General features: G+C 52.5%; 17 protein-coding genes and 1 pseudogene. 13 read left to right on the top strand and 5 right to left on the bottom strand.

Annotation, left to right across the window (positions count from 1 at the left end; genetic code table 11):
* Positions 1–135 precede the first annotated feature (135 nt).
* The gene (locus AC6EMZ_RS18340; protein WP_498404191.1) at positions 136–909 is read left to right on the top strand and encodes a GntR family transcriptional regulator; all 774 of its coding nucleotides are present in this window, start codon (positions 136–138) and stop codon (positions 907–909) included.
* The gene (locus AC6EMZ_RS18335; RefSeq protein WP_498404190.1) at positions 906–1,382 is read left to right on the top strand and encodes a GNAT family N-acetyltransferase; all 477 of its coding nucleotides are present in this window, start codon (positions 906–908) and stop codon (positions 1,380–1,382) included. Before AC6EMZ_RS18340 ends, AC6EMZ_RS18335 begins: the two co-directional genes overlap by 4 nt.
* On the opposite strand, the gene galR is transcribed toward AC6EMZ_RS18335, so the two are convergent.
* Entirely contained in the window at positions 1,343–2,359 is a 1,017-nt protein-coding gene (gene galR, locus AC6EMZ_RS18330) for an HTH-type transcriptional regulator GalR (protein WP_498404189.1), read from the bottom strand. The genes AC6EMZ_RS18335 and galR overlap by 40 nt on opposite strands.
* Before the next feature lie 621 nt (positions 2,360–2,980).
* On the opposite strand from galR, the gene aas reads away from it, so the two are divergent.
* Both aas and lplT read left to right on the top strand, forming a co-directional pair.
* Positions 2,981–5,140 carry a bifunctional acyl-ACP--phospholipid O-acyltransferase/long-chain-fatty-acid--ACP ligase gene (aas, locus tag AC6EMZ_RS18325; RefSeq protein WP_498404188.1) on the top strand — a complete coding sequence of 720 codons (2,160 nt, stop codon included), beginning with the start codon at positions 2,981–2,983 and terminating at the stop codon, positions 5,138–5,140.
* Complete coding sequence (gene lplT, locus AC6EMZ_RS18320; RefSeq protein ID WP_498404187.1) at positions 5,133–6,326, top strand: lysophospholipid transporter LplT; 1,194 nt, start codon at positions 5,133–5,135, stop codon at positions 6,324–6,326. The genes aas and lplT overlap by 8 nt, the downstream gene beginning before the upstream one ends.
* 33 nt (positions 6,327–6,359) lie before the next feature.
* Here lplT and AC6EMZ_RS18315 read toward each other — a convergent pair whose 3' ends face one another.
* The 4 genes and pseudogenes from AC6EMZ_RS18315 to AC6EMZ_RS18300 all read right to left on the bottom strand — a co-directional run.
* Positions 6,360–7,400 carry an NADP(H)-dependent aldo-keto reductase gene (locus AC6EMZ_RS18315; protein ID WP_498404186.1) on the bottom strand — a complete coding sequence of 347 codons (1,041 nt, stop codon included), beginning with the start codon at positions 7,398–7,400 and terminating at the stop codon, positions 6,360–6,362.
* 133 nt (positions 7,401–7,533) lie between these two features.
* Positions 7,534–7,752, bottom strand: coding sequence for a YgdI/YgdR family lipoprotein (locus AC6EMZ_RS18310; RefSeq protein WP_095283212.1), 219 nt, complete (start codon positions 7,750–7,752; stop codon positions 7,534–7,536).
* A gap of 137 nt (positions 7,753–7,889) precedes the next feature.
* A complete protein-coding gene (gene mutH, locus AC6EMZ_RS18305; RefSeq protein WP_498404185.1) occupies positions 7,890–8,573 on the bottom strand; it encodes a DNA mismatch repair endonuclease MutH in 684 nt (227 codons plus the stop codon).
* 151 nt (positions 8,574–8,724) lie between these two features.
* Positions 8,725–8,793: pseudogene (locus AC6EMZ_RS18300) on the bottom strand (hypothetical protein); the annotation flags it as partial.
* Positions 8,794–9,256: 463 nt separating this feature from the next.
* On the opposite strand from AC6EMZ_RS18300, the gene rppH reads away from it, so the two are divergent.
* From rppH to recC, 9 genes are all read left to right on the top strand, one after another.
* Positions 9,257–9,787, top strand: a complete 531-nt coding sequence (rppH, locus tag AC6EMZ_RS18295) for an RNA pyrophosphohydrolase (protein WP_498404184.1) — start codon at positions 9,257–9,259, stop codon at positions 9,785–9,787.
* Positions 9,788–9,799: 12 nt separating this feature from the next.
* Positions 9,800–12,046, top strand: coding sequence for a phosphoenolpyruvate--protein phosphotransferase (gene ptsP, locus AC6EMZ_RS18290; protein ID WP_498404183.1), 2,247 nt, complete (start codon positions 9,800–9,802; stop codon positions 12,044–12,046).
* A 186-nt stretch (positions 12,047–12,232) separates the two neighbouring features.
* On the top strand, positions 12,233–13,105 hold the full coding sequence (gene lgt / locus AC6EMZ_RS18285; RefSeq protein WP_498404182.1) for a prolipoprotein diacylglyceryl transferase: 873 nt from the start codon (positions 12,233–12,235) through the stop codon (positions 13,103–13,105).
* A 6-nt stretch (positions 13,106–13,111) separates the two neighbouring features.
* Positions 13,112–13,906, top strand: a complete 795-nt coding sequence (thyA, locus tag AC6EMZ_RS18280) for a thymidylate synthase (protein ID WP_498404181.1) — start codon at positions 13,112–13,114, stop codon at positions 13,904–13,906.
* A gap of 184 nt (positions 13,907–14,090) precedes the next feature.
* Positions 14,091–14,552 (top strand): prepilin peptidase-dependent protein, encoded by a 462-nt coding sequence (locus AC6EMZ_RS18275; protein ID WP_498404180.1) that lies wholly within the window; start codon positions 14,091–14,093, stop codon positions 14,550–14,552.
* On the top strand, positions 14,546–15,109 hold the full coding sequence (locus AC6EMZ_RS18270; protein ID WP_498404179.1) for a prepilin peptidase-dependent protein: 564 nt from the start codon (positions 14,546–14,548) through the stop codon (positions 15,107–15,109). Before AC6EMZ_RS18275 ends, AC6EMZ_RS18270 begins: the two co-directional genes overlap by 7 nt.
* Positions 15,106–15,507: a DUF2509 family protein gene (locus AC6EMZ_RS18265; protein ID WP_498404178.1), complete on the top strand. Its 402-nt coding sequence runs from the start codon at positions 15,106–15,108 to the stop codon at positions 15,505–15,507. Before AC6EMZ_RS18270 ends, AC6EMZ_RS18265 begins: the two co-directional genes overlap by 4 nt.
* Positions 15,492–15,815, top strand: a complete 324-nt coding sequence (locus AC6EMZ_RS18260) for a prepilin-type N-terminal cleavage/methylation domain-containing protein (protein ID WP_498404177.1) — start codon at positions 15,492–15,494, stop codon at positions 15,813–15,815. The genes AC6EMZ_RS18265 and AC6EMZ_RS18260 overlap by 16 nt, the downstream gene beginning before the upstream one ends.
* A 12-nt stretch (positions 15,816–15,827) precedes the next feature.
* Positions 15,828–19,202 carry an exodeoxyribonuclease V subunit gamma gene (gene recC / locus AC6EMZ_RS18255; protein ID WP_498404176.1) on the top strand — a complete coding sequence of 1,125 codons (3,375 nt, stop codon included), beginning with the start codon at positions 15,828–15,830 and terminating at the stop codon, positions 19,200–19,202.
* Positions 19,203–19,233: the final 31 nt, after the last annotated feature.

Raw genomic sequence — 19,233 nt, 5'->3', positions numbered from 1 at the left:
CGCTGACGCTGACGCTGACGATAGATGATGAATGGAAATAGGCTAAATCAACGCGGGTTCTGGTAAAATAGCGTACAAACTGGTCGGGAGGATGCCCGGCTTGAGCATCAACTCATAGTCAGTACAGGTGAAATCGTGGAGAAGGCCGTCGTCCCACCGGAAAAAAAACAGTACCAGGAGATTGGCGAGGATTTGCGCGCGCAAATTATCCAGGGGCACTATCCCGTTGGCTCACGTTTGCCGCCTGAGCGTAATATTGCTGAGACCTACGGTGTCAGTCGCACCATCGTGCGTGAAGCCTTGCTGATGCTGGAGCTTCAGGGGACGGTTGATATTCGCCAGGGTTCTGGCGTCTACGTGATGCGTATTCCTGAAGAACATGAAAACGAAGAAGAACGATTTTTAAATAGTGACGTGGGCCCGTTTGAAATTTTACAGGCGCGGCAACTGCTCGAAAGCAATATCGCCGCCTTTGCCGCCAGGATGGCAACGCGCGCAGATATCGACAATCTTCGCCGCATCATTGAGCAAGAGCAGCGCGCTATCGCTGCCAATGACAATAGCCAGGACAACAACAAGATGTTTCATCTGGTGCTGGCCGGTGCCACGCAAAACCAGATGCTGCTGGCAACCGTCGAAAGTGTCTGGCATCACATGGACAGCAGCCCGCTGTGGCAGCAGTTCAACGTGCATATCGCCAGCCGCGCTTACCGTCTGAAATGGCTGGGCGACAGGCAAACGATTCTGGCGGCGCTGCGGCGGCGCGACGTGATGGGCGCATGGCAGGCGATGTGGCAACATCTGGAAAATATCAAAAAGAGCCTGCTGGAGTTATCCGACGAAGATGCGCCAGATTTTGACGGCTATCTCTTTGAGTCAGTTCCCATTTTCCAGGGAAAACTGGTGTGAATATTCTGCCTCTTTACGAGGTGCCTGAGCACGCGGAGCAGGTGACTGACTGGCTTTGGCAAGCATTTGGCGAGGGCGTACCGCGCGAGTTTTTCAGCAGCGTGATTGCCCATAGCCAGAAGCCCGGCGCGTTGCCGTTAACCTTTGTTGCGGTCGATAATGACCGTTTACTGGGTACCGTGGGGTTGTGGCGTTGCGACTTGATCACGCGCCAGGACCTCTATCCGTGGCTGGCAGCACTGTATGTCGATGAGGCCGCGCGCGGAAAAGGGCTGGCGAGTCAACTACAGGATTGCGTTAAAGATTACGCCGTTCACGCCGGATATTCCGAGCTTCACCTCTGGTCTGCCTGCCGCGATTTTTACGAGCGCTACGGCTGGCATTACATCGGTGATGGGCTGGAATACCCGAACAAAACGGTGCATCTGTATCGCTATTCGTTGACGGGTTCTGCTGGTGTCACGACGGAATGACGACGGACTAGCGTTGGGCTAAATAAATGCGTGATATCTGGCGGCTGGCGTTTATCTGCCAGTGCGAGAGCCAGTTCCGCGGCCTGCGTTGCCATCGTCACAATCGGATAACGTACGGTCGTCAGACGTGGACGCACGTAGCGTGAGACCAGCACATCATCGAAGCCGATCAACGAAATCTCTTCTGGCACATCAATCCCGTTATCGTTAAGCACACCCATCGCGCCAGCGGCCATTGAGTCGTTATAACAGGCAACGGCGGTAAAATTGCGTCCCCGTCCCAGCAGCTCTGTCATCGCCTGTTCGCCACCGCTTTCATCCGGCTCAGCAAAAGTGACCAGACGATCGTTGCAGGGGAGACCGTGTTCACGAAGCGCATCGTAATAGCCCCGCAGGCGGTCCTCGGCGTCGGAAATCTGGTGGTTGGAACACAAATAGCCAATTCGGGTATGACCCTGCTGAATCAGGTGGCGTGTGGCAAGCCAGGCTCCATAACGGTCATCCAGCGCGACGCAACGCTTTTCGTAGCCCGGAATAATACGGTTGATCAGGACCATACCTGGAATTTGTTTCATCAGGTGCAGCAGCTCTGAATCCGGCAGGACTTTGGCATGTACCACGAGTGCCGCGCAGCGATGGCGGATGAGCTGTTCAATGGCCTGACGTTCTTTTTGTTCGTTATGGTAGCCATTTCCAATCAGCAGGAAATTACCCGTTTGATAAGCAACCTGTTCGACCGCTTTAACCATGGCTCCGAAGAACGGATCCGAGACGTCCCCGACGACCAGACCTACTGTTTCTGTTGATTGCTGGGCAAGCGCGCGAGCGTTGGCGTTGGGATGATAATTCAGGCTTTCCATTGCGCTTTGTACCGCCTGGCGTGAAGCATCGCTGGCCTTCGGCGAGTGATTAATCACGCGTGAGACGGTAGCGACGGAAACACCGGCCAGACGGGCCACATCCTTAATTGTCGCCATTTAATACCTTCTTGTGGGGGTAAGCGTTTACACACGCAGTAGTGTTGCGGAAAAGCATGATGCATTCAAGGCCTGCGCGACATCACACTTCGCAAACGTGATGCAACCCATGGGAAATGAGTGTAATCGTTACACGGTTAAGCGTGTCAGAATAATGTCAAACGGAACCTTTAGTTACACTTTGCGGCAGGCTGTTGCGATTGTCCGCTGGTGAAGAAATAGTGCGGATTGATAAAGTCGAGATCCCAGAGGTATTGATAGGTGGAATCAGCTCCGGTTGATTAACACGATTTACACCAACCTGCGTTTATACGCAGGTTTTTTTTGCCCGAAACATCAACCTGTAACAGCATCCGATAATATTAACACCTGGTTGCACTTAGGCTCATTCGCTTGCGTTTTCCTGCTGGCGAAGCGGAATGCCAGCAGCCACAATCAAGATCCCAGAGGTATTGATTGGTGAGAATTCTTTGTACGGTTTCGTACTCATCTCTTGCACCAACCTGCGCGGATGCGCAGGTTTTTTTTCGTCCAGATTAAGCTGTCGCCCCTCCAGCACTTCTCGTGTAATCTGCCACAATTTAGCGTAACCCTAAAAACTGACAGACAAAGGAAGTTGAAATGCTACTTGGGTTTTTCCGTGCCTTATTCCGTATCCTCTTTCGTATCCGCGTCACTGGTGATACACAATCACTTTTTGGTGAGCGCGTCCTTATCACGCCAAACCATGTTTCCTTTATCGATGGCATCCTGCTGGCGCTTTTTCTGCCCGGTCGCCCGGTTTTTGCGGTTTACAGCTCGATCAGCCAAAAGTGGTTTATGCGCCGGCTTGCGCCGCTGATTGACTTTGTTCCTCTCGATCCTACCAAACCCATGATGATCAAACATCTGGTGCGCCTGATTGAACAGGGTCGCCCGGTGGTCATTTTCCCGGAAGGGCGTATTTCGGTCACCGGTTCACTGATGAAAATCTACGACGGTGCTGCCTTTGTGGCTGCAAAATCAAAAGCGACCGTTATACCGCTGCGTATCGAGGGAGCGGAGCTGACGTATTTCAGCAGACTGAAAGGGCTGGTTAAACAGCGTCTGTTCCCGCAGATAACGCTGCATCTTCTGCCGCCGACAACGTTGCCGATGCCAGATGCGCCCCGCGCGCGCGATCGCCGTAAGATGGCGGGTGAAATGCTGCATCAAATCATGATGGAAGCCCGCATGGCCGTGCGTCCACGTGAAACGCTGTATGAAGCGTTACTTTCGGCGCTGGACCGCTATGGTGCCCGAAAAAACTGCGTAGAGGACATTAACTTCACGCCGGACACGTATCGTAAACTGCTAACCAAGACGCTTTTTGTCGGGCGAATTCTTGAAAAATATAGCCAAAAGGGTGAAAAAATTGGCCTGATGCTGCCCAACGCGGCGATCAGTGCAGCGGTGATATTTGGTGCCGTTTCCCGGGCACGAATTCCGGCAATGATGAACTACACGGCGGGCGTGAAAGGGTTGACCAGCGCGATTACGGCGGCTGAGATCAAAACGGTATTTACCTCTCGCCAGTTCCTCGACAAAGGCAAACTCTGGCATCTGCCAGAACAGCTCACGCAGGTACGCTGGGTCTTCCTGGAAGATCTCAAGGCGGATGTCACCACCGCCGACAAACTGTGGATATTCGCGCATTTGCTGGCACCTCGCCTGGCACAGGTGAAACAGCAGCCTGAAGAGGCTGCCATTGTCCTTTTCACCTCGGGTTCTGAAGGTCATCCGAAGGGCGTGGTTCACAGCCATAAAAGTATCCTGGCGAACGTAGAGCAGATTAAAACGATTGCTGACTTCACGGCCAAAGATCGCTTTATGTCGGCGCTGCCGTTATTCCACTCATTTGGACTGACGGTGGGGCTTTTCACTCCACTGTTCACGGGGGCGGAGGTGTTCCTCTATCCAAGCCCTCTCCATTACCGCGTAGTGCCTGAACTGGTTTATGACCGCAATTGCACGGTACTTTTCGGGACATCAACCTTCCTTGGAAACTATGCGCGTTTTGCCAATTCTTATGATTTTTTCCGCATTCGCTATGTCGTGGCGGGGGCAGAAAAACTACAGGACAGCACCCGCCAGATCTGGCAGGACAAGTTTGGCCTGCGCATTCTGGAAGGCTACGGCGTAACCGAGTGCGCGCCGGTTGTGTCTATCAATGTGCCTATGGCCGCGAAGCCGGGTACGGTAGGCCGTATTCTGCCTGGAATGGATGCGCGTTTGCTGCAAGTACCTGGCATTGATGAAGGCGGTCGCTTGCAGTTAAAAGGACCGAATATCATGAACGGCTACCTGCGCGTTGAAAACCCTGGCGTCCTTGAAGCACCAACGGCGGAGAATGCACAAGGGGATATCGAAACCGGCTGGTATGACACCGGCGATATTGTTCGTTTTGACGAGCACGGCTTTGTGCAAATTCAGGGGCGAGCAAAACGCTTTGCGAAGATTGCGGGCGAGATGGTATCGCTGGAGATGGTGGAGCAGCTGGCGACGGCGGTATCCCCGGAAAAAATGCATGCCACGGCGATTAAAAGTGATGCCAGCAAAGGTGAAGCGCTGGTGCTCTTTACCACCGATAGTGAGCTCAAGCGTGATGTGTTACTTCAGCACGCACGTGAACAGGGGATCCCTGAGCTGGCCGTTCCGCGGGATATTCGCTATCTGAAACAGTTACCGGTGTTGGGCAGCGGCAAGCCCGATTTTGTCACGCTCAAAGGTATGGTTGAACAGGCGGAACAGCAGAATGCATAAGTCAGTGCGCACGAACAACTCAATCTGGTCGAAAGGGATGATGGCAGTCACCGCCGCGCAGTTTTTGTCTGCGTTCGCGGATAATGCACTGCTGTTTGCCACGCTGGCGTTATTGAAGGCCGAGTTTTACCCGGACTGGAGCCAGCCGATTCTGCAGATGGTGTTTGTGGGCGCTTACATCGTTTTTGCCCCGTTTGTCGGACAGGTTGCAGATAGCTTCCCGAAAGGCCGGGTAATGATGTTTGCCAACGGCCTGAAGCTGTTGGGGGCTGCCAGCATTTGCCTGGGGATTAATCCTTTCATCGGTTACACGCTGGTGGGGATTGGTGCAGCGGCCTACTCTCCGGCGAAGTACGGCATTTTGGGCGAACTGACGACCGGTGACAAACTGGTCAAAGCCAACGGCCTGATGGAATCGTCGACGATTGCCGCTATCCTGCTGGGCTCGGTTGCAGGAGGTGTACTGGCAGACTGGCATGTGCTGGCGGCGCTGGGCGTTTGCGCGGCGTTTTACGCCGGCGCAGTGGTTGCCAACCTGTTCATACCAACATTGCCTGTGGCTCGCCCAGGTCAGTCCTGGCGTTTTAAACCAATGACGGCCAGCTTCTTTAATGCCTGCCGTGTACTGTGGCACAACGGTGAAACTCGCTTCTCCCTGATGGGTACCAGCATGTTCTGGGGCGCGGGCGTGACGCTGCGTTTTTTGTTGGTGCTTTGGGTGCCGGTGGCGCTCGGGATTAGCGACAACGCCACACCAACCTACCTCAATGCGATGGTAGCGGTAGGGATTGTTGTGGGGGCGGGTATCGCGGCGAAGCTCGTCACGCTGGAAACTGTCGCCCGCTGTATGCCTGCCGGGATCCTGATTGGCGTAGGCGTTTTGTTCTTCGCGCTGCAGCATGCGCTACTCCCCGCTTACATGCTGTTAATTCTGATTGGTATTCTTGGTGGGTTCTTCGTCGTGCCGCTGAATGCCTTGCTGCAAGAGCGCGGTAAACAAACGGTAGGAGCAGGGAATGCAATAGCCGTTCAGAATCTGGGTGAAAACACCGCGATGCTGCTGATGCTTGGGCTTTACTCGTTGGCGGTGAAGGCGGGTATTCCTATTGTCGGGATCGGGGTGGGGTTTGGCGCATTGTTTGCGTTGGCGATTACCGGTTTGTGGATGTGGCAACGTCGCCGCTAGCTGAATTGCCCGGCGAGCGCCGGGCAACCATCATTACGGTGCCGGATAGGTATAAACCTGATGCACCGCTTCAATCTCCGCTAACACCTCTTCACTCAATTCAAGATGGAAGCTCTCAACGTTGGTTTTCAACTGTTCCATGGTTGTTGCACCCAGCAGAGTACTGGCCACGAAAGGCTGACGGCGCACAAAAGCTAACGCCATTTGCGCTGGATCCAGGCCGTGTCGTTTCGCAATATCGACATAGGCCGCAACCGCTTTCTGGGTTTGTTCACCACTATAGCGAGTAAAACGGCTAAACAAGGTATTACGTGCGCCCGCAGGCTTCGCGCCGTTCAGGTATTTACCCGTCAACGTACCAAAGCCCAGGCAGGAATAGGCCAGCAGCTCGACACCTTCATACTGGGTCACTTCAGCCAGACCGACTTCGTAGCTACGGTTAACCAGGCTATAGGGATTCTGAATGGTCACAATGCGTGGCAAATCGTGTTTATCCGCCAGATGCAGGTAACGCATCACACCAAACGCCGTCTCGTTAGACACGCCGATATAGCGAATCTTCCCCGCGCGCTGGCACTCGGTCAGGGCTTCCAGTGTCTCAAGCAACGTGACAACCGGTGCGCTATCGCTCCAGCTATAGCCTAGTTTGCCAAAGCAGTTGGTCGGACGTTGCGGCCAGTGAACCTGATATAAATCGAGATAGTCGGTCTGCAACCGTTTAAGGCTGGCATCCAGGGCTTCACGGATATTCTTGCGATCCAGGATCTGATTAGGACGAATGCCGCTATCGTTGTTGCGGGAAGGGCCGCTGACTTTTGAGGCCACAACCAACTTTTCTCGTTGACCGCTTTTTGCCAACCAGTTACCGACGTAGGTTTCGGTTAATCCTTGAGTTTCCGGGCGTGGAGGTACTGGATACATTTCAGCGACATCAATCAGGTTTATCCCCTGGCTGACGGCGTAATCAAGTTGCGCATGGGCATCGGCTTCGCTGTTTTGTTCACTGAATGTCATCGTGCCCAACCCCAGTTGGCTTATCTCCAGAGTGCTGTGGGGGATACGGTGATAATGCATAGCCGGCTTCCTTTAGGGTGACATGTGGAAAGCGTCAGGAACTCCCCGACGAAGGAATATAAACATGGCAGAGGGGAAGCAAAAGGGGAAGGAAAAAATCAAAAAGGCCAGCAAGCGACTGACCTTTATCTGTTTATCGTTCGATAATTTGCGAAACTTCGTCGCGATTAATCTGCATCTTATTACCCTGCTGATCGCTGTAGCTCACAAGCCCAGTATCATCGTCAACTTCGGGTTTGCCGTCTGTCAGGATCATTCGGCCATCTTTTGTCGCCATGACGTAATCACTACTGCATCCTGAAACCGCAAACGCTAAACCGACCGCTGAGATTATCACTGCCCATTTTTTCATCGTTATCTTCCTCATCTGGCTCGTATCAAATCATAGTCTAGTAATAACCCGATAATGCGTTTCAGAAAAGCGGGGAAATCTTAAAAACTAAGCGTTTTTGTTTGATTCGTCGCAAAGTTTGCATAAAAACGTCATTTTTAGAAAAAATGGCGTGCCAGCAGGGCACCGGTGAAGTTCTTTTTCAAATAGAAGCCGCGCGGAAGCGTCAGGATAGGTTCGCCCTGAGCGCCAATGGCTTCGGTGAGTGCTTTACTATTGGCGGCTTTAGGACGTAGCTGCATCACTTCGCCATGGCGCGCCGTAATACGCTCAACCTGGCCAAGTACAATCATATCCATCAACTCTTCCCAGTCCTGACTGAGTTGTCGGTCTTCTTCTTCATTGGGACTCCACAAAAGCGGCGCACCAACGCGACGCTGCGCAAGCGGGATGACTCGCTCGCCTTCGATAGGCATCCACAGCACTCGCTTCAGTTTGTGACGTACATGACTCGTTTCCCAGGTGACGCCCGTATTGCCCGTTAAAGGGGCGACGCAGACAAACGTGGTTTCGAGCGGCTTGCCCTGACGATCGATAGGGATCGTTTTTAACTCAACGCCGAGCGCGGCAAAATCCTGTTCTGGTTTGCTACCGGCATTCGCGCCCAGCCACATCTCCAGCAGTACGCCAATCCAGCCTTTATCCCGCTTCAGATCGTTGGGCACTGGCAAACCTGCCATGGTGGCCAGATCGCCGAGCGTATAACCCGCGACGCGTTGTGCCTGTATCAGTAACTGCTCTTCGGTTGCAGGGGGAGAGGTCAATGGAACGAGCGGAAGCATCACTTTCAGCCTTTGGTTAAAAAATGAACCAGGAATGTACACCTTGTGGATAGAGTTTAACTATTTCTGAACTCATATGACAGGCACATGATTTTTATAATCTTTTATCGGCGATTTTCGATTTTAACTCGCATGGAAAAACAGTTGTTCAAAACTGGTCACTGACAATGAACAGGATCTTACACCCTGTTATCCACAGAAAAGTGGGATAACTGGGCATAACCCCGACTACTGTTTCGATTTACAGCCTTGACGTGCGACGAAAATCGAATTTTCACACAAATTGTGACTAACTTATTGGCACAATCTGTGGGTAAAACCGACGCTGTTCGATCTTTCATCAGCTCGAAGATCTACAGTGTGATGATCATCACGTTATGGCTTGTCTCTTGGTGAGATTTCAATGTAACATTATGAAAAATAGAATATTATTTTTGCTCGCTGTCACTCGGATAATTCTGGTGCAAAATGTTGTCCATCGGTAATTCCATACTTCTTCACAACTATATCCACAGAAAAAGTGAATAAAATTCCCCTCTGTGCTGCTCATCTGTTTATAACTTGAGTAAAAATTGTGAGTTATTCAAATGTTATTCGACCACAGCCCTGTAAGAGAGTGGTTTACCGCCTCACAGGAGTGTGAAACAATCATTTATATATAAGGTTTAGTTTGAGGTAGTCCGGTGATTGATGACGATGGCTACCGCCCGAACGTAGGTATCGTAATTTGTAATCGTCAGGGCCAGGTTATGTGGGCAAGGCGATATGGTCAGCACTCGTGGCAGTTCCCGCAGGGCGGGATCAACCCAGGAGAGTCCCCAGAACAAGCGATGTATCGGGAGCTGTTCGAAGAAGTCGGCTTAAGCCGAAAAGATGTTCGCATCCTGGCTTCGACCCGCAACTGGTTGCGTTACAAGTTACCGAAACGTTTGGTGCGTTGGGACACAAAGCCGGTTTGTATCGGCCAGAAACAGAAGTGGTTTCTTCTGCAATTGGTAAGCAACGACTCGGAAATCAATATGGAAACCAGCAGTACGCCAGAATTTGATGGCTGGCGCTGGGTGAGCTACTGGTATCCCGTTCGTCAGGTCGTGTCATTTAAGCGCGACGTTTACCGTAGGGTGATGAAAGAGTTTGCAAGTGTTGTGATAGCGCTTCAGGAGGCTCCTCCTAAGCCGCAGAGCACACCTGCCTGGCGACGTAAAAGAGGTTAAGCTACGCAAATCATGCTCACCCGCCTGCGAGAAATAGTCGAGAAGGTGGCCAGTGCTCCGCGTCTGAATGAGGCGCTGAATATTCTGGTCACTGACATCTGTCTTGCGATGGAAACCGAAGTTTGTTCGGTGTATCTGGCCGACCATGACCGGCGTTGTTATTATCTGATGGCGACCCGCGGGTTGAAAAAACCGCGCGGCCGTACCGTCACGCTTGCGTTTGATGAAGGTATCGTTGGCCTGGTAGGGCGTCTGGCGGAGCCTATCAACCTTGCCGATGCGCAAAAACATCCAAGCTTTAAATACATCCCATCCGTTAAGGAAGAGCGTTTTCGCGCTTTTCTCGGTGTGCCGATCATCCAGCGTCGTCAGTTGCTGGGCGTGCTGGTGGTACAGCAGCGTGAGCTGCGTCAGTTTGATGAAAGCGAAGAATCTTTTCTTGTTACGCTAGCCACCCAAATGGCCGCCATTCTTTCGCAGTCTCAATTAGCCGCGCTGTTCGGACAGTACCGACACACGCGTATTCGTGCGCTACCCGCGTCGCCGGGCGTTGCCATTGCCGAAGGGTGGATGGACGCTACGCTGCCGCTGATGGAGCAAGTATACGAAGCGTCAACCTTAGATGCCGTCCTTGAGCGCGAGCGCCTGACCAGTGCTCTTGAAGAGGCGGCGAATGAATTTCGTCGTTACAGCAAGCGTTTTTCTGCAGGCGCACAAAAAGAAACTGCCGCGATTTTCGACCTCTATTCGCATCTGCTTTCCGATGCGCGCCTGCGCAGGGAGCTTTTTGCGGAGGTGGACAAAGGTTCGGTAGCCGAGTGGGCGGTAAAAAAAGTTATCGAGAAGTTTGCCGAGCAGTTTGCGGCCTTGACCGATGGCTATCTGAAAGAGCGCGCGGGAGACTTGCGAAGCCTTGGCCAGCGCCTGCTCTTCCACCTTGACGATACCAATCAGGGTGAAAACGCGTGGCCGAAGCGATTTGTGCTGGTGGCTGATGAGCTCTCTGCCACAACGCTTGCCGAATTGCCGCAGGACAGGCTCGCGGGTGTTGTGGTGCGTGATGGTGCTGCCAACTCCCATGCGGCTATTATGGTGCGTGCGCTGGGTATTCCCACCGTAATGGGGGCAGATATTCAGCCGTCGGTACTGCAACGACGTACGCTAGTCGTGGACGGTTACCGCGGTGAGTTATTGGTCGATCCTGAGCCTGTGCTATTGCAGGAATACCAGCGTCTCATCAGCGAAGAAAACGAATTAAGTAAACTGGCGGAAGACGACGTCAATCTGCCTGCACAGTTGAAAAGCGGCGAGCGAATCAAAGTGATGCTCAATGCTGGCTTAAGTCCGGCGCACGAAGAAAAGCTCGGTAGCCGGATAGACGGTATTGGCCTGTACCGTACCGAAATCCCGTTTATGCTACAAAGTGGCTTCCCTTCAGAAGAAGAGCAGGTCTCGCAGTATCAGGGCATGTTACAGATGTTTAACGATAAACCTGTGACGCTGCGAACGCTCGACGTGGGGGCAGATAAACAACTGCCGTACATGCCAATCAGTGAAGAAAATCCCTGCCTGGGCTGGCGCGGGATCCGTATTACGCTCGATCAGCCTGAGATCTTTTTGATCCAGGTGCGAGCCATGCTGCGTGCAAATGCGGCGACCGGCAACCTCAGTATTTTACTGCCGATGATCACAAGCCTCGATGAGATCGACGAAGCGCGCCGTCTTATCGAACGTGCAGGGCGTGAAGTTGAAGAGATGATCGGCTATGCCATCCCTAAACCGCGTTTGGGCGTGATGCTTGAAGTGCCTTCGATGCTCTTTATGTTGCAACAGTTGGCAAATCGCGTCGATTTTATCTCTGTCGGGACTAACGATTTAACCCAATACATTTTGGCGGTTGATCGTAACAATACGCGCGTCGCTAGCATTTACGACAGCCTGCATCCTGCGATGTTAAGAGCACTGGCGATGATTGCCCGTGAAGCAGAGCAGTACGGCATCGACCTGCGCTTATGTGGCGAAATGGCCGGAGATTCGATGTGTGTCGCCATTCTGATTGGTCTGGGATTCCGCCACTTATCCATGAACGGACGCTCGGTAGCGCGCGTCAAATACCTGTTACGCCATATCGAAATTGAAGAGGCCCAGGATTTGGCAAAACGCAGTCTCGAAGCGCAGTTGGCGACGGAAGTTCGCCATCAGGTGGCTGCCTTTATGGAACGCCGTGGTATGGGCGGCTTAATTCGCGGTGGGCGTTAACCTGTCCTCTTCATTGAAGAGGGCAACAGTCCACACGATAGCCCTATACACATCTTTTACATCTCAACCGCATCCTACCAGTCTCCCTTATGCTATGATTCGCCACTTTGGCGCGTCGGTTAACGCCGCACGCAATTCTCTACCGCTGTCCACTTTCAGCGGAATAACAAGAACTTGTGGTGACAGATGAACAGTGGTTATCTGCATTTTCCGGAATTTGATCCGGTCATTTTCTCTATCGGACCCGTTGCGCTTCATTGGTACGGTCTGATGTATCTGGTAGGTTTCATTTTTGCCATGTGGCTCGCTGGCCGTCGCGCCGGTCGTCCAGGCAGTGGATGGACCAAAAATGAAGTAGAAAATCTGCTTTACGCGGGCTTCCTCGGTGTATTCCTGGGCGGGCGTATCGGCTATGTCCTGTTCTACAATTTCCCAACCTTTATCAGCGATCCGCTCTATCTTTTCCGCGTCTGGGACGGGGGGATGTCCTTCCATGGCGGTCTGATTGGCGTGATTTTGGTGATGGTGATTTTTGCCAAACGCACCAAGCGCAACTTCTTCCAGGTTGCTGATTTCATGGCTCCGTTGATCCCGTTTGGTCTCGGTGCCGGCCGCCTTGGTAACTTTATCAATGGCGAGCTGTGGGGCCGTGTCGATCCGAGCGTGCCTTACACGATGCTCTTCCCGGCATCTCGTGCTGAAGATATCGCACTGCTGCCATCGCATCCGGAATGGCAGTCTATTTTCGACACCTACGGCGTATTGCCGCGCCATATGTCTCAGCTCTATGAGCTGGCGCTGGAAGGTGTAGTGCTCTTTATCATTCTGAATATCTTTATCCGCAAACCGCGCCCAATGGGCTCCGTATCCGGACTGTTCCTGATTGGCTATGGCGCATTCCGTATCATCGTTGAATTCTTCCGCCAGCCGGACGCACAGTTCACCGGCGAGTGGGTACAGTACATCAGCATGGGGCAGATTCTCTCCATCCCGATGATTGTCGCGGGTATCATCATGATGATTTGGGCGTATCGTCGTCCACAGCAACAGCTCTCCTGAGGAACCATGAAACAGTATCTTGAATTGATGAAAAAAGTGCTCGACGAGGGCACGCCGAAAAACGACCGTACCGGCACCGGCACGATCTCTATTTTTGGCCACCAGATGCGCTTCAATCTGCAAGAAGGCTTCCCACTGGTGACGACGAAGCGCTGCCATTTGCGCTCGATCATTCATGAACTGCTCTGGTTCCTGCAAGGCGATACAAACGTTGCTTATTTACGTGAAAACAACGTGTCGATCTGGGATGAATGGGCGGACGAAAACGGTAATTTAGGGCCGGTGTATGGTAAGCAGTGGCGCGCATGGCCAACGCCAGATGGCCGCCATATCGATCAGATCACCACCGTGTTGAACCAGTTGAAAAACGATCCGGATTCGCGCCGCATTATCGTCTCAGCCTGGAACGTTGGCGAACTGGATAAAATGGCGCTGGCCCCTTGCCACGCTTTCTTCCAGTTCTATGTTGCTGATGGCAAGCTCTCCTGTCAGCTTTACCAGCGTTCATGCGACGTGTTTCTCGGCCTGCCGTTTAACATCGCCAGCTATGCGCTGCTGGTACATATGATGGCCCAGCAGTGTAATCTTGAAGTGGGTGACTTTGTCTGGACGGGGGGTGATACCCATCTTTACAGCAACCACATGGATCAGACGCATCTCCAGCTCTCTCGCGAGCCGCGCGCACTGCCAAAACTGGTCATTAAGCGTAAACCGGAATCTATCTTCGACTATCGCTTCGATGATTTTGAGATTGAAGGCTACGACCCGCATCCGGGGATCAAAGCGCCTGTGGCTATCTAACAGCATTAATCCTCACACAACCGGCGCTCCTCAGCGCCGGTTTTTTTTATCTTCATTTTACTTTTACGAGCCGCGTTCCCGTATTACTGCAACGCCCTGCAATGGATAACATTTACCGGATAACGCCTCGTAACCTTTTCATTACCCGTTAGTTATTTATCCTTTATCCCTTCACACTGCCGGCATGAAAAATCAACGCGGCTTTACGCTTATTGAAACCATGGTTGCCCTCTCGCTCGTTGTCATTTTGAGCGCGACGGGGCTTTATGGCTGGCAAAACTGGCAGCAACAGCAACGGTTATGGCAAACCGCAAGCCAGGTTCGTGATTATCTGGTGTGGCTAAGAAATGACGCGAACGGGCATAACCGGGACCATGTCATCACGTTCAAACAGGAGGGTGAAAGCGGATGTCTACTGACTGCTGAAGTGCCTGATTGCCAAACTAACAGTCTCTTTGTCCTTAAACCCAGGTGGCCAGGGATAGCGATTACAGAAGTGACTCCTTCACTGGCGTTTTATGGATTAAGAGACACAGCCTGGGCTGGGCGTATCCGTATTCACAGCAGCGCAGGCGAGTGGTTGGTCATTGTTTCGAACGGTGCGCGTATCAGAATGTGTAACAGCACTGCAGGTGGGGTTTGTTGATGAATCAACGTGGTTTTTCGCTGACTGAAGTGCTCATTGCTATAGCCATAAGCAGCATTTTACTGCTCAGCACCGCGCGTTTTCTGCCAGGACTCCAGCGAGCCATCTTAATGCAGGAAGGGCAACAAGAGTTGCAGGATGAAGTCTGGTTACGGCTTGATGCAATAGGCAAACAGCTCCAGCGAGCGGGGTATTGTGCTGGAACCTGCGAAGGGCAGGCGCTGATGATAGGTAAGGGGGGAAGCTGTGTGATCGTGCAGTGGGATGCAAACAGTAACGGTCGATGGGAAACCTCACCTCAATCGGTGGCCGAACAAACTGGATTTCGTCTGGAGGCGGGAGTGCTTGAAACCCAGCGTGGTGCTACCGGTTGCGAGGGAAAAGGCTGGGAAAAGTTAACCGACCCGGAAAATATGACAATAAAGCAGTTTACCGTGACGAAAACGCCTCGCACTGGATTTGCGCCCGACCTTAGCATCGAGATTGTCGCTTCGCGGACCGGGCTGCATTCAGGTTCATTTCGGGCGACTCATCAAACGTTGGGCTTTAACCTGTGATGCGCCAGCGAGGAATGTCTTCGCTTGCCCTCGTCCTGCTGATACTTATTTTGGGTAGCCTGATGCTGACGGGACTGAATCAGCAGCTCGATGCCTTTACGGCCATTGTTGGCAGTGAAAGCCAGCAGATAAGACGGCAAGCCATCGTTCAATCAGCGTTAGAGTGGGGACGAGTTCAATCCTGGCAGATCCAGCCTGACGTCCAGTGTAAACAGGATAAACAGTGGAAGGTTTGTCTGCGCTTATTTGATGTAGGCCGCGCGTTGTTAGTTGCAGGCAGTGGTGACCTGTTATTGTGGCGGGGAGGAGTAGTTCAGGATGGAAAGGTTCTGTTTTCACCGCATGGCTGGAGCGATTTCTGTCCTGTTAAGGAGGGGCGACTGTGTCAGCTACCCTAGCCCGGCAAAGAGGATTTAGCATGGTGGAGGTTATGCTGGCGATGGTGCTGCTGGTCATGATTGTGACTGCGCTATCTGGATACCATCGGGCTTTAGCAAACCGCTTTGCACTTTTCAATCAGTATCGCCAGGTGTGGCACTATGCCTGGAACCAGGCGCAATTATCAACATTGAGTTTGCCTGACGGATGGCGGGTAAACCGAATGCAGACAACACAGGCCGGATGTGTCAGCATCACGGTCACTATTATTTCCCCTCTGGGTCGGCAGGGTCAGATGACACGCCTGCATTGCCCGGTCAGCCAGTAGTCGGGAGCGTTTATGCTAAGGGTTTACCACTCAAATCGTCTGGATGTGCTGGAAGCGCTGATGGAATTTATCGTCGATCGCGAGCGCCTTGACGATCCTTTTGAGCCAGAAATGGTGCTGGTGCAAAGTACCGGCATGGCGCAGTGGCTACAAATGTCCCTTTCGCAAAAATTCGGCATCGCGGCAAATATCGATTTCCCTCTTCCTGCGAGCTTTATCTGGGAGATGTTTGTCCGTGTACTGCCAGAAATCCCGAAGCAAAGCGCGTTTAACAAGCAAAGCATGAGCTGGAAACTCATGTCATTGTTGCCAGAGATGCTGGAGCGGGATGAATTCATCATGCTGCGACATTATCTGAACGACGACATGGACAAGCGGAAACTGTTCCAGCTGGCTTCACGCACTGCCGACCTTTACGATCAATATTTAGTTTATCGCTCTGAATGGCTGCTCAAGTGGGAGGCAGGCGAGCTCGTCGCCGATCTGCCGGAAGCGCAAATCTGGCAGGCGCCACTTTGGAAAGCACTGGTAGAACACACCGAAAAACTCGGTCAGCCCCAATGGCATCGTGCCAATTTATACGATCGCTTTATATCGTCGCTAGAAACCGCTTCCGAGCCACCAGTGGGTTTACCATCGCGCGTATTTATTTGCGGCATTTCAGCCTTACCGCCGGTGTATCTGAAAGCGTTAGAAGCATTAGGTAAGCATATTGATATCTATATCCTTTTTACCAACCCATGTCGCCATTACTGGGGGGATATTCAGGATTCACGCTGGCTTGCCCGCCTGGTGACTCGCCAGAGACGTCGAATTTTTGAAGACCGTACTATTCCGCTCTTCAAGGACAGCGATAATGCGGCCCAACTTTTTGACGAAGAGGGCATTCAGAATCTGCCAAACCCGCTGCTGGCGTCCTGGGGGAAATTGGGTCGCGATTATATTCATATGCTATCTGATATTTCTTCTTCAGGTGAAGGCGATGTTGATGCTTTTGTCGATATCACCCCAGACAGCCTGCTGCATAACGTTCAGCTGGATATTCTCGATCTTGAAGATCGCGCTATTGCGGGGGTGACGGCCGACGAGTTTGCTCATAGTGATAAGAAGCGCAAACTGGCTCCTGACGATCGAAGTGTCACTGTCCACGTTTGTCACAGTCCGCAACGTGAAGTCGAAGTTCTTCACGACAGGCTACTGGCGATGTTACAGGACGATCCTGAACTGACTCCGCGAGATATCGTGGTGATGGTGGCGGATATCGACAGCTACAGTCCATTTATTCAAGCGGTGTTTGGCAGCGCCTCGGGAGACCGTTATCTGCCGTACGCGGTGTCTGACCGACGGGCGCGTCAGTCGCATCCGGCCTTGCAGGCCATTATCAGTCTGCTTTCGCTGCCGGATAGCCGCTTCATTTCTGAAGACGTGCTGGCGTTGCTGGATGTTCCGGTACTGGCGGCGCGTTTCGATATTGATGAAGAAGGGCTGCGCTATTTACGCCAGTGGGTGAACGAATCGGGCGTTCGTTGGGGCATCGACGATGACAACGTTCAGGAGTTCGATCTCCCTGCGACAGGTCAGCATACCTGGCAGTTTGGCCTGACGCGTATGCTGCTTGGTTATGCTATGGAAAGTCATCAGGGCGAATGGAACGACGTTCTGCCTTACGATGAATCTACAGGCCTGATTGCCGAGCTGGTAGGGCATCTTGCCTCGCTGCTAATGAAGCTAAACCACTGGCGTCACGAGCTGATGCAGGCTCGACCTCTGGAAGCATGGCTGCCGGTATGCCGCGCAATGCTGGGTGATTTCTTCCTGCCGGACAGAGAAACCGAAGCCGCAATGGCGCTTATCGAGCAGCAATGGCAAGCGATTATTGAAGAAGGCGTTTCCTCACATTATGAGGAAGCTATTCCTTTATCGCTGCTGCGTGATGAGCTTACGCAGCGCCTGGATCAGGAGCGTATCAGCCAGCGATTCCTTGCCGGGCCAATCAATATTTGCACCCTAATGCCAATGCGTTCGATCCCTTTTAAAGTTGTCTGCCTGTTGGGAATGAATGACGGCGTCTATCCGCGAGCGCTAGCGCCATTGGGCTTTGATCTCATGAGCCAGAAGCCAAAGCGTGGCGATCGTAGCCGACGTGACGATGACCGCTACCTTTTCCTGGAGGCGCTCATTTCTGCACAGGATAAGCTCTATATCAGCTATATCGGTCGATCAATTCAGGACAATAGCGAGCGCTTTCCTTCGGTGCTGGTGCAGGAACTTTTGGATTACATTGGGCAAAGCCACTATTTACCGGGAGATGCACAGCTCAACTGTGACGACAGCGAACAGCGGGTCAAAGCGCATATAACCCATTTACACAGTCGTATGCCGTTTGACCCGGCAAATTACGTCAATGACGAACAGCAAAGCTACGCTCGCGAATGGCTGCCCGCAGCGAAGAAAGAAGGAACGGCCCAGACTGACTTTATTCAGCCGCTTGCGCCGCTCCCCATTGAACCGCTTAATTTTGAGCAATTGCAGCGGTTTTGGGCCCATCCGGTACGGGCATTCTTCCAGCAACGTTTACAGGTTAGCTTCCGTTCTGAAGAGAGTGAAATCCCTGATGCCGAACCTTTTACTCTTGAAGGCTTGAGCCGGTATCAGCTGAACAATCAGTTGATTAATGCTCTGGTTGAACAAGACGATGCGCAGATGCTTTTTCGGCGTTATCGGGCGGCCGGGCAGTTGCCGTACGGCGCGTTCGGAGAGATCGCCTGGGATGCTCAGTGCCAGGAAATGCAGGCACTGGCGGAGCGCGTGAATGACTGCCGTCAGCCGGGTAAAAGTCTGGAAATTGATCTCAACTGCCATGGCGTACAGCTGACGGGCTGGCTTCAGCACGTCCAGCCCGACGGGCTTTTGCGTTGGCGTCCAGCAATGCTGAGTGTTTCACAAGGTTTGCAACTCTGGCTCGAACATCTTGTCTACAGTGCTAGCGGAAATGAGGGTGAAAGCCGGTTGTTTGTTCGCAAGGAGGGTGAATGGCGATTCCCTGCGATGTCTTCCGGGCAGGCATCAGATTACTTAGCGTTGTTCATTGATGGCTACCGGAAGGGAATGACTCAGCCACTGATGCTGCTCCCAGAAAGTGGGGGCGCATGGATAAAAGCCTGTTATGACGTGCAGAATGATGCCATGTTAACGGATGAAGTCTCGGTACAAAAAGCGCGTGCTAAGTTTTTGCAGGCGTATGAAGGGAACATGATGGTGCGCGGCGAAGGTGAAGATGTTTGGTATCAGCGCTTATGGCGAACGTTAGAACCACAATACTTCGACGCAATCACGGAAGAAGCGCAACGCTACCTGTTACCGTTGTTCAGATTTAATCAGTCCTGATGATTGTATAAAAATTGCGCAGCAGTAGGCG

This window comes from Enterobacter sp. SCRI0065, from assembly GCF_059766475.1.
This window is presented reverse-complemented; position numbering and strand designations above follow the sequence as displayed.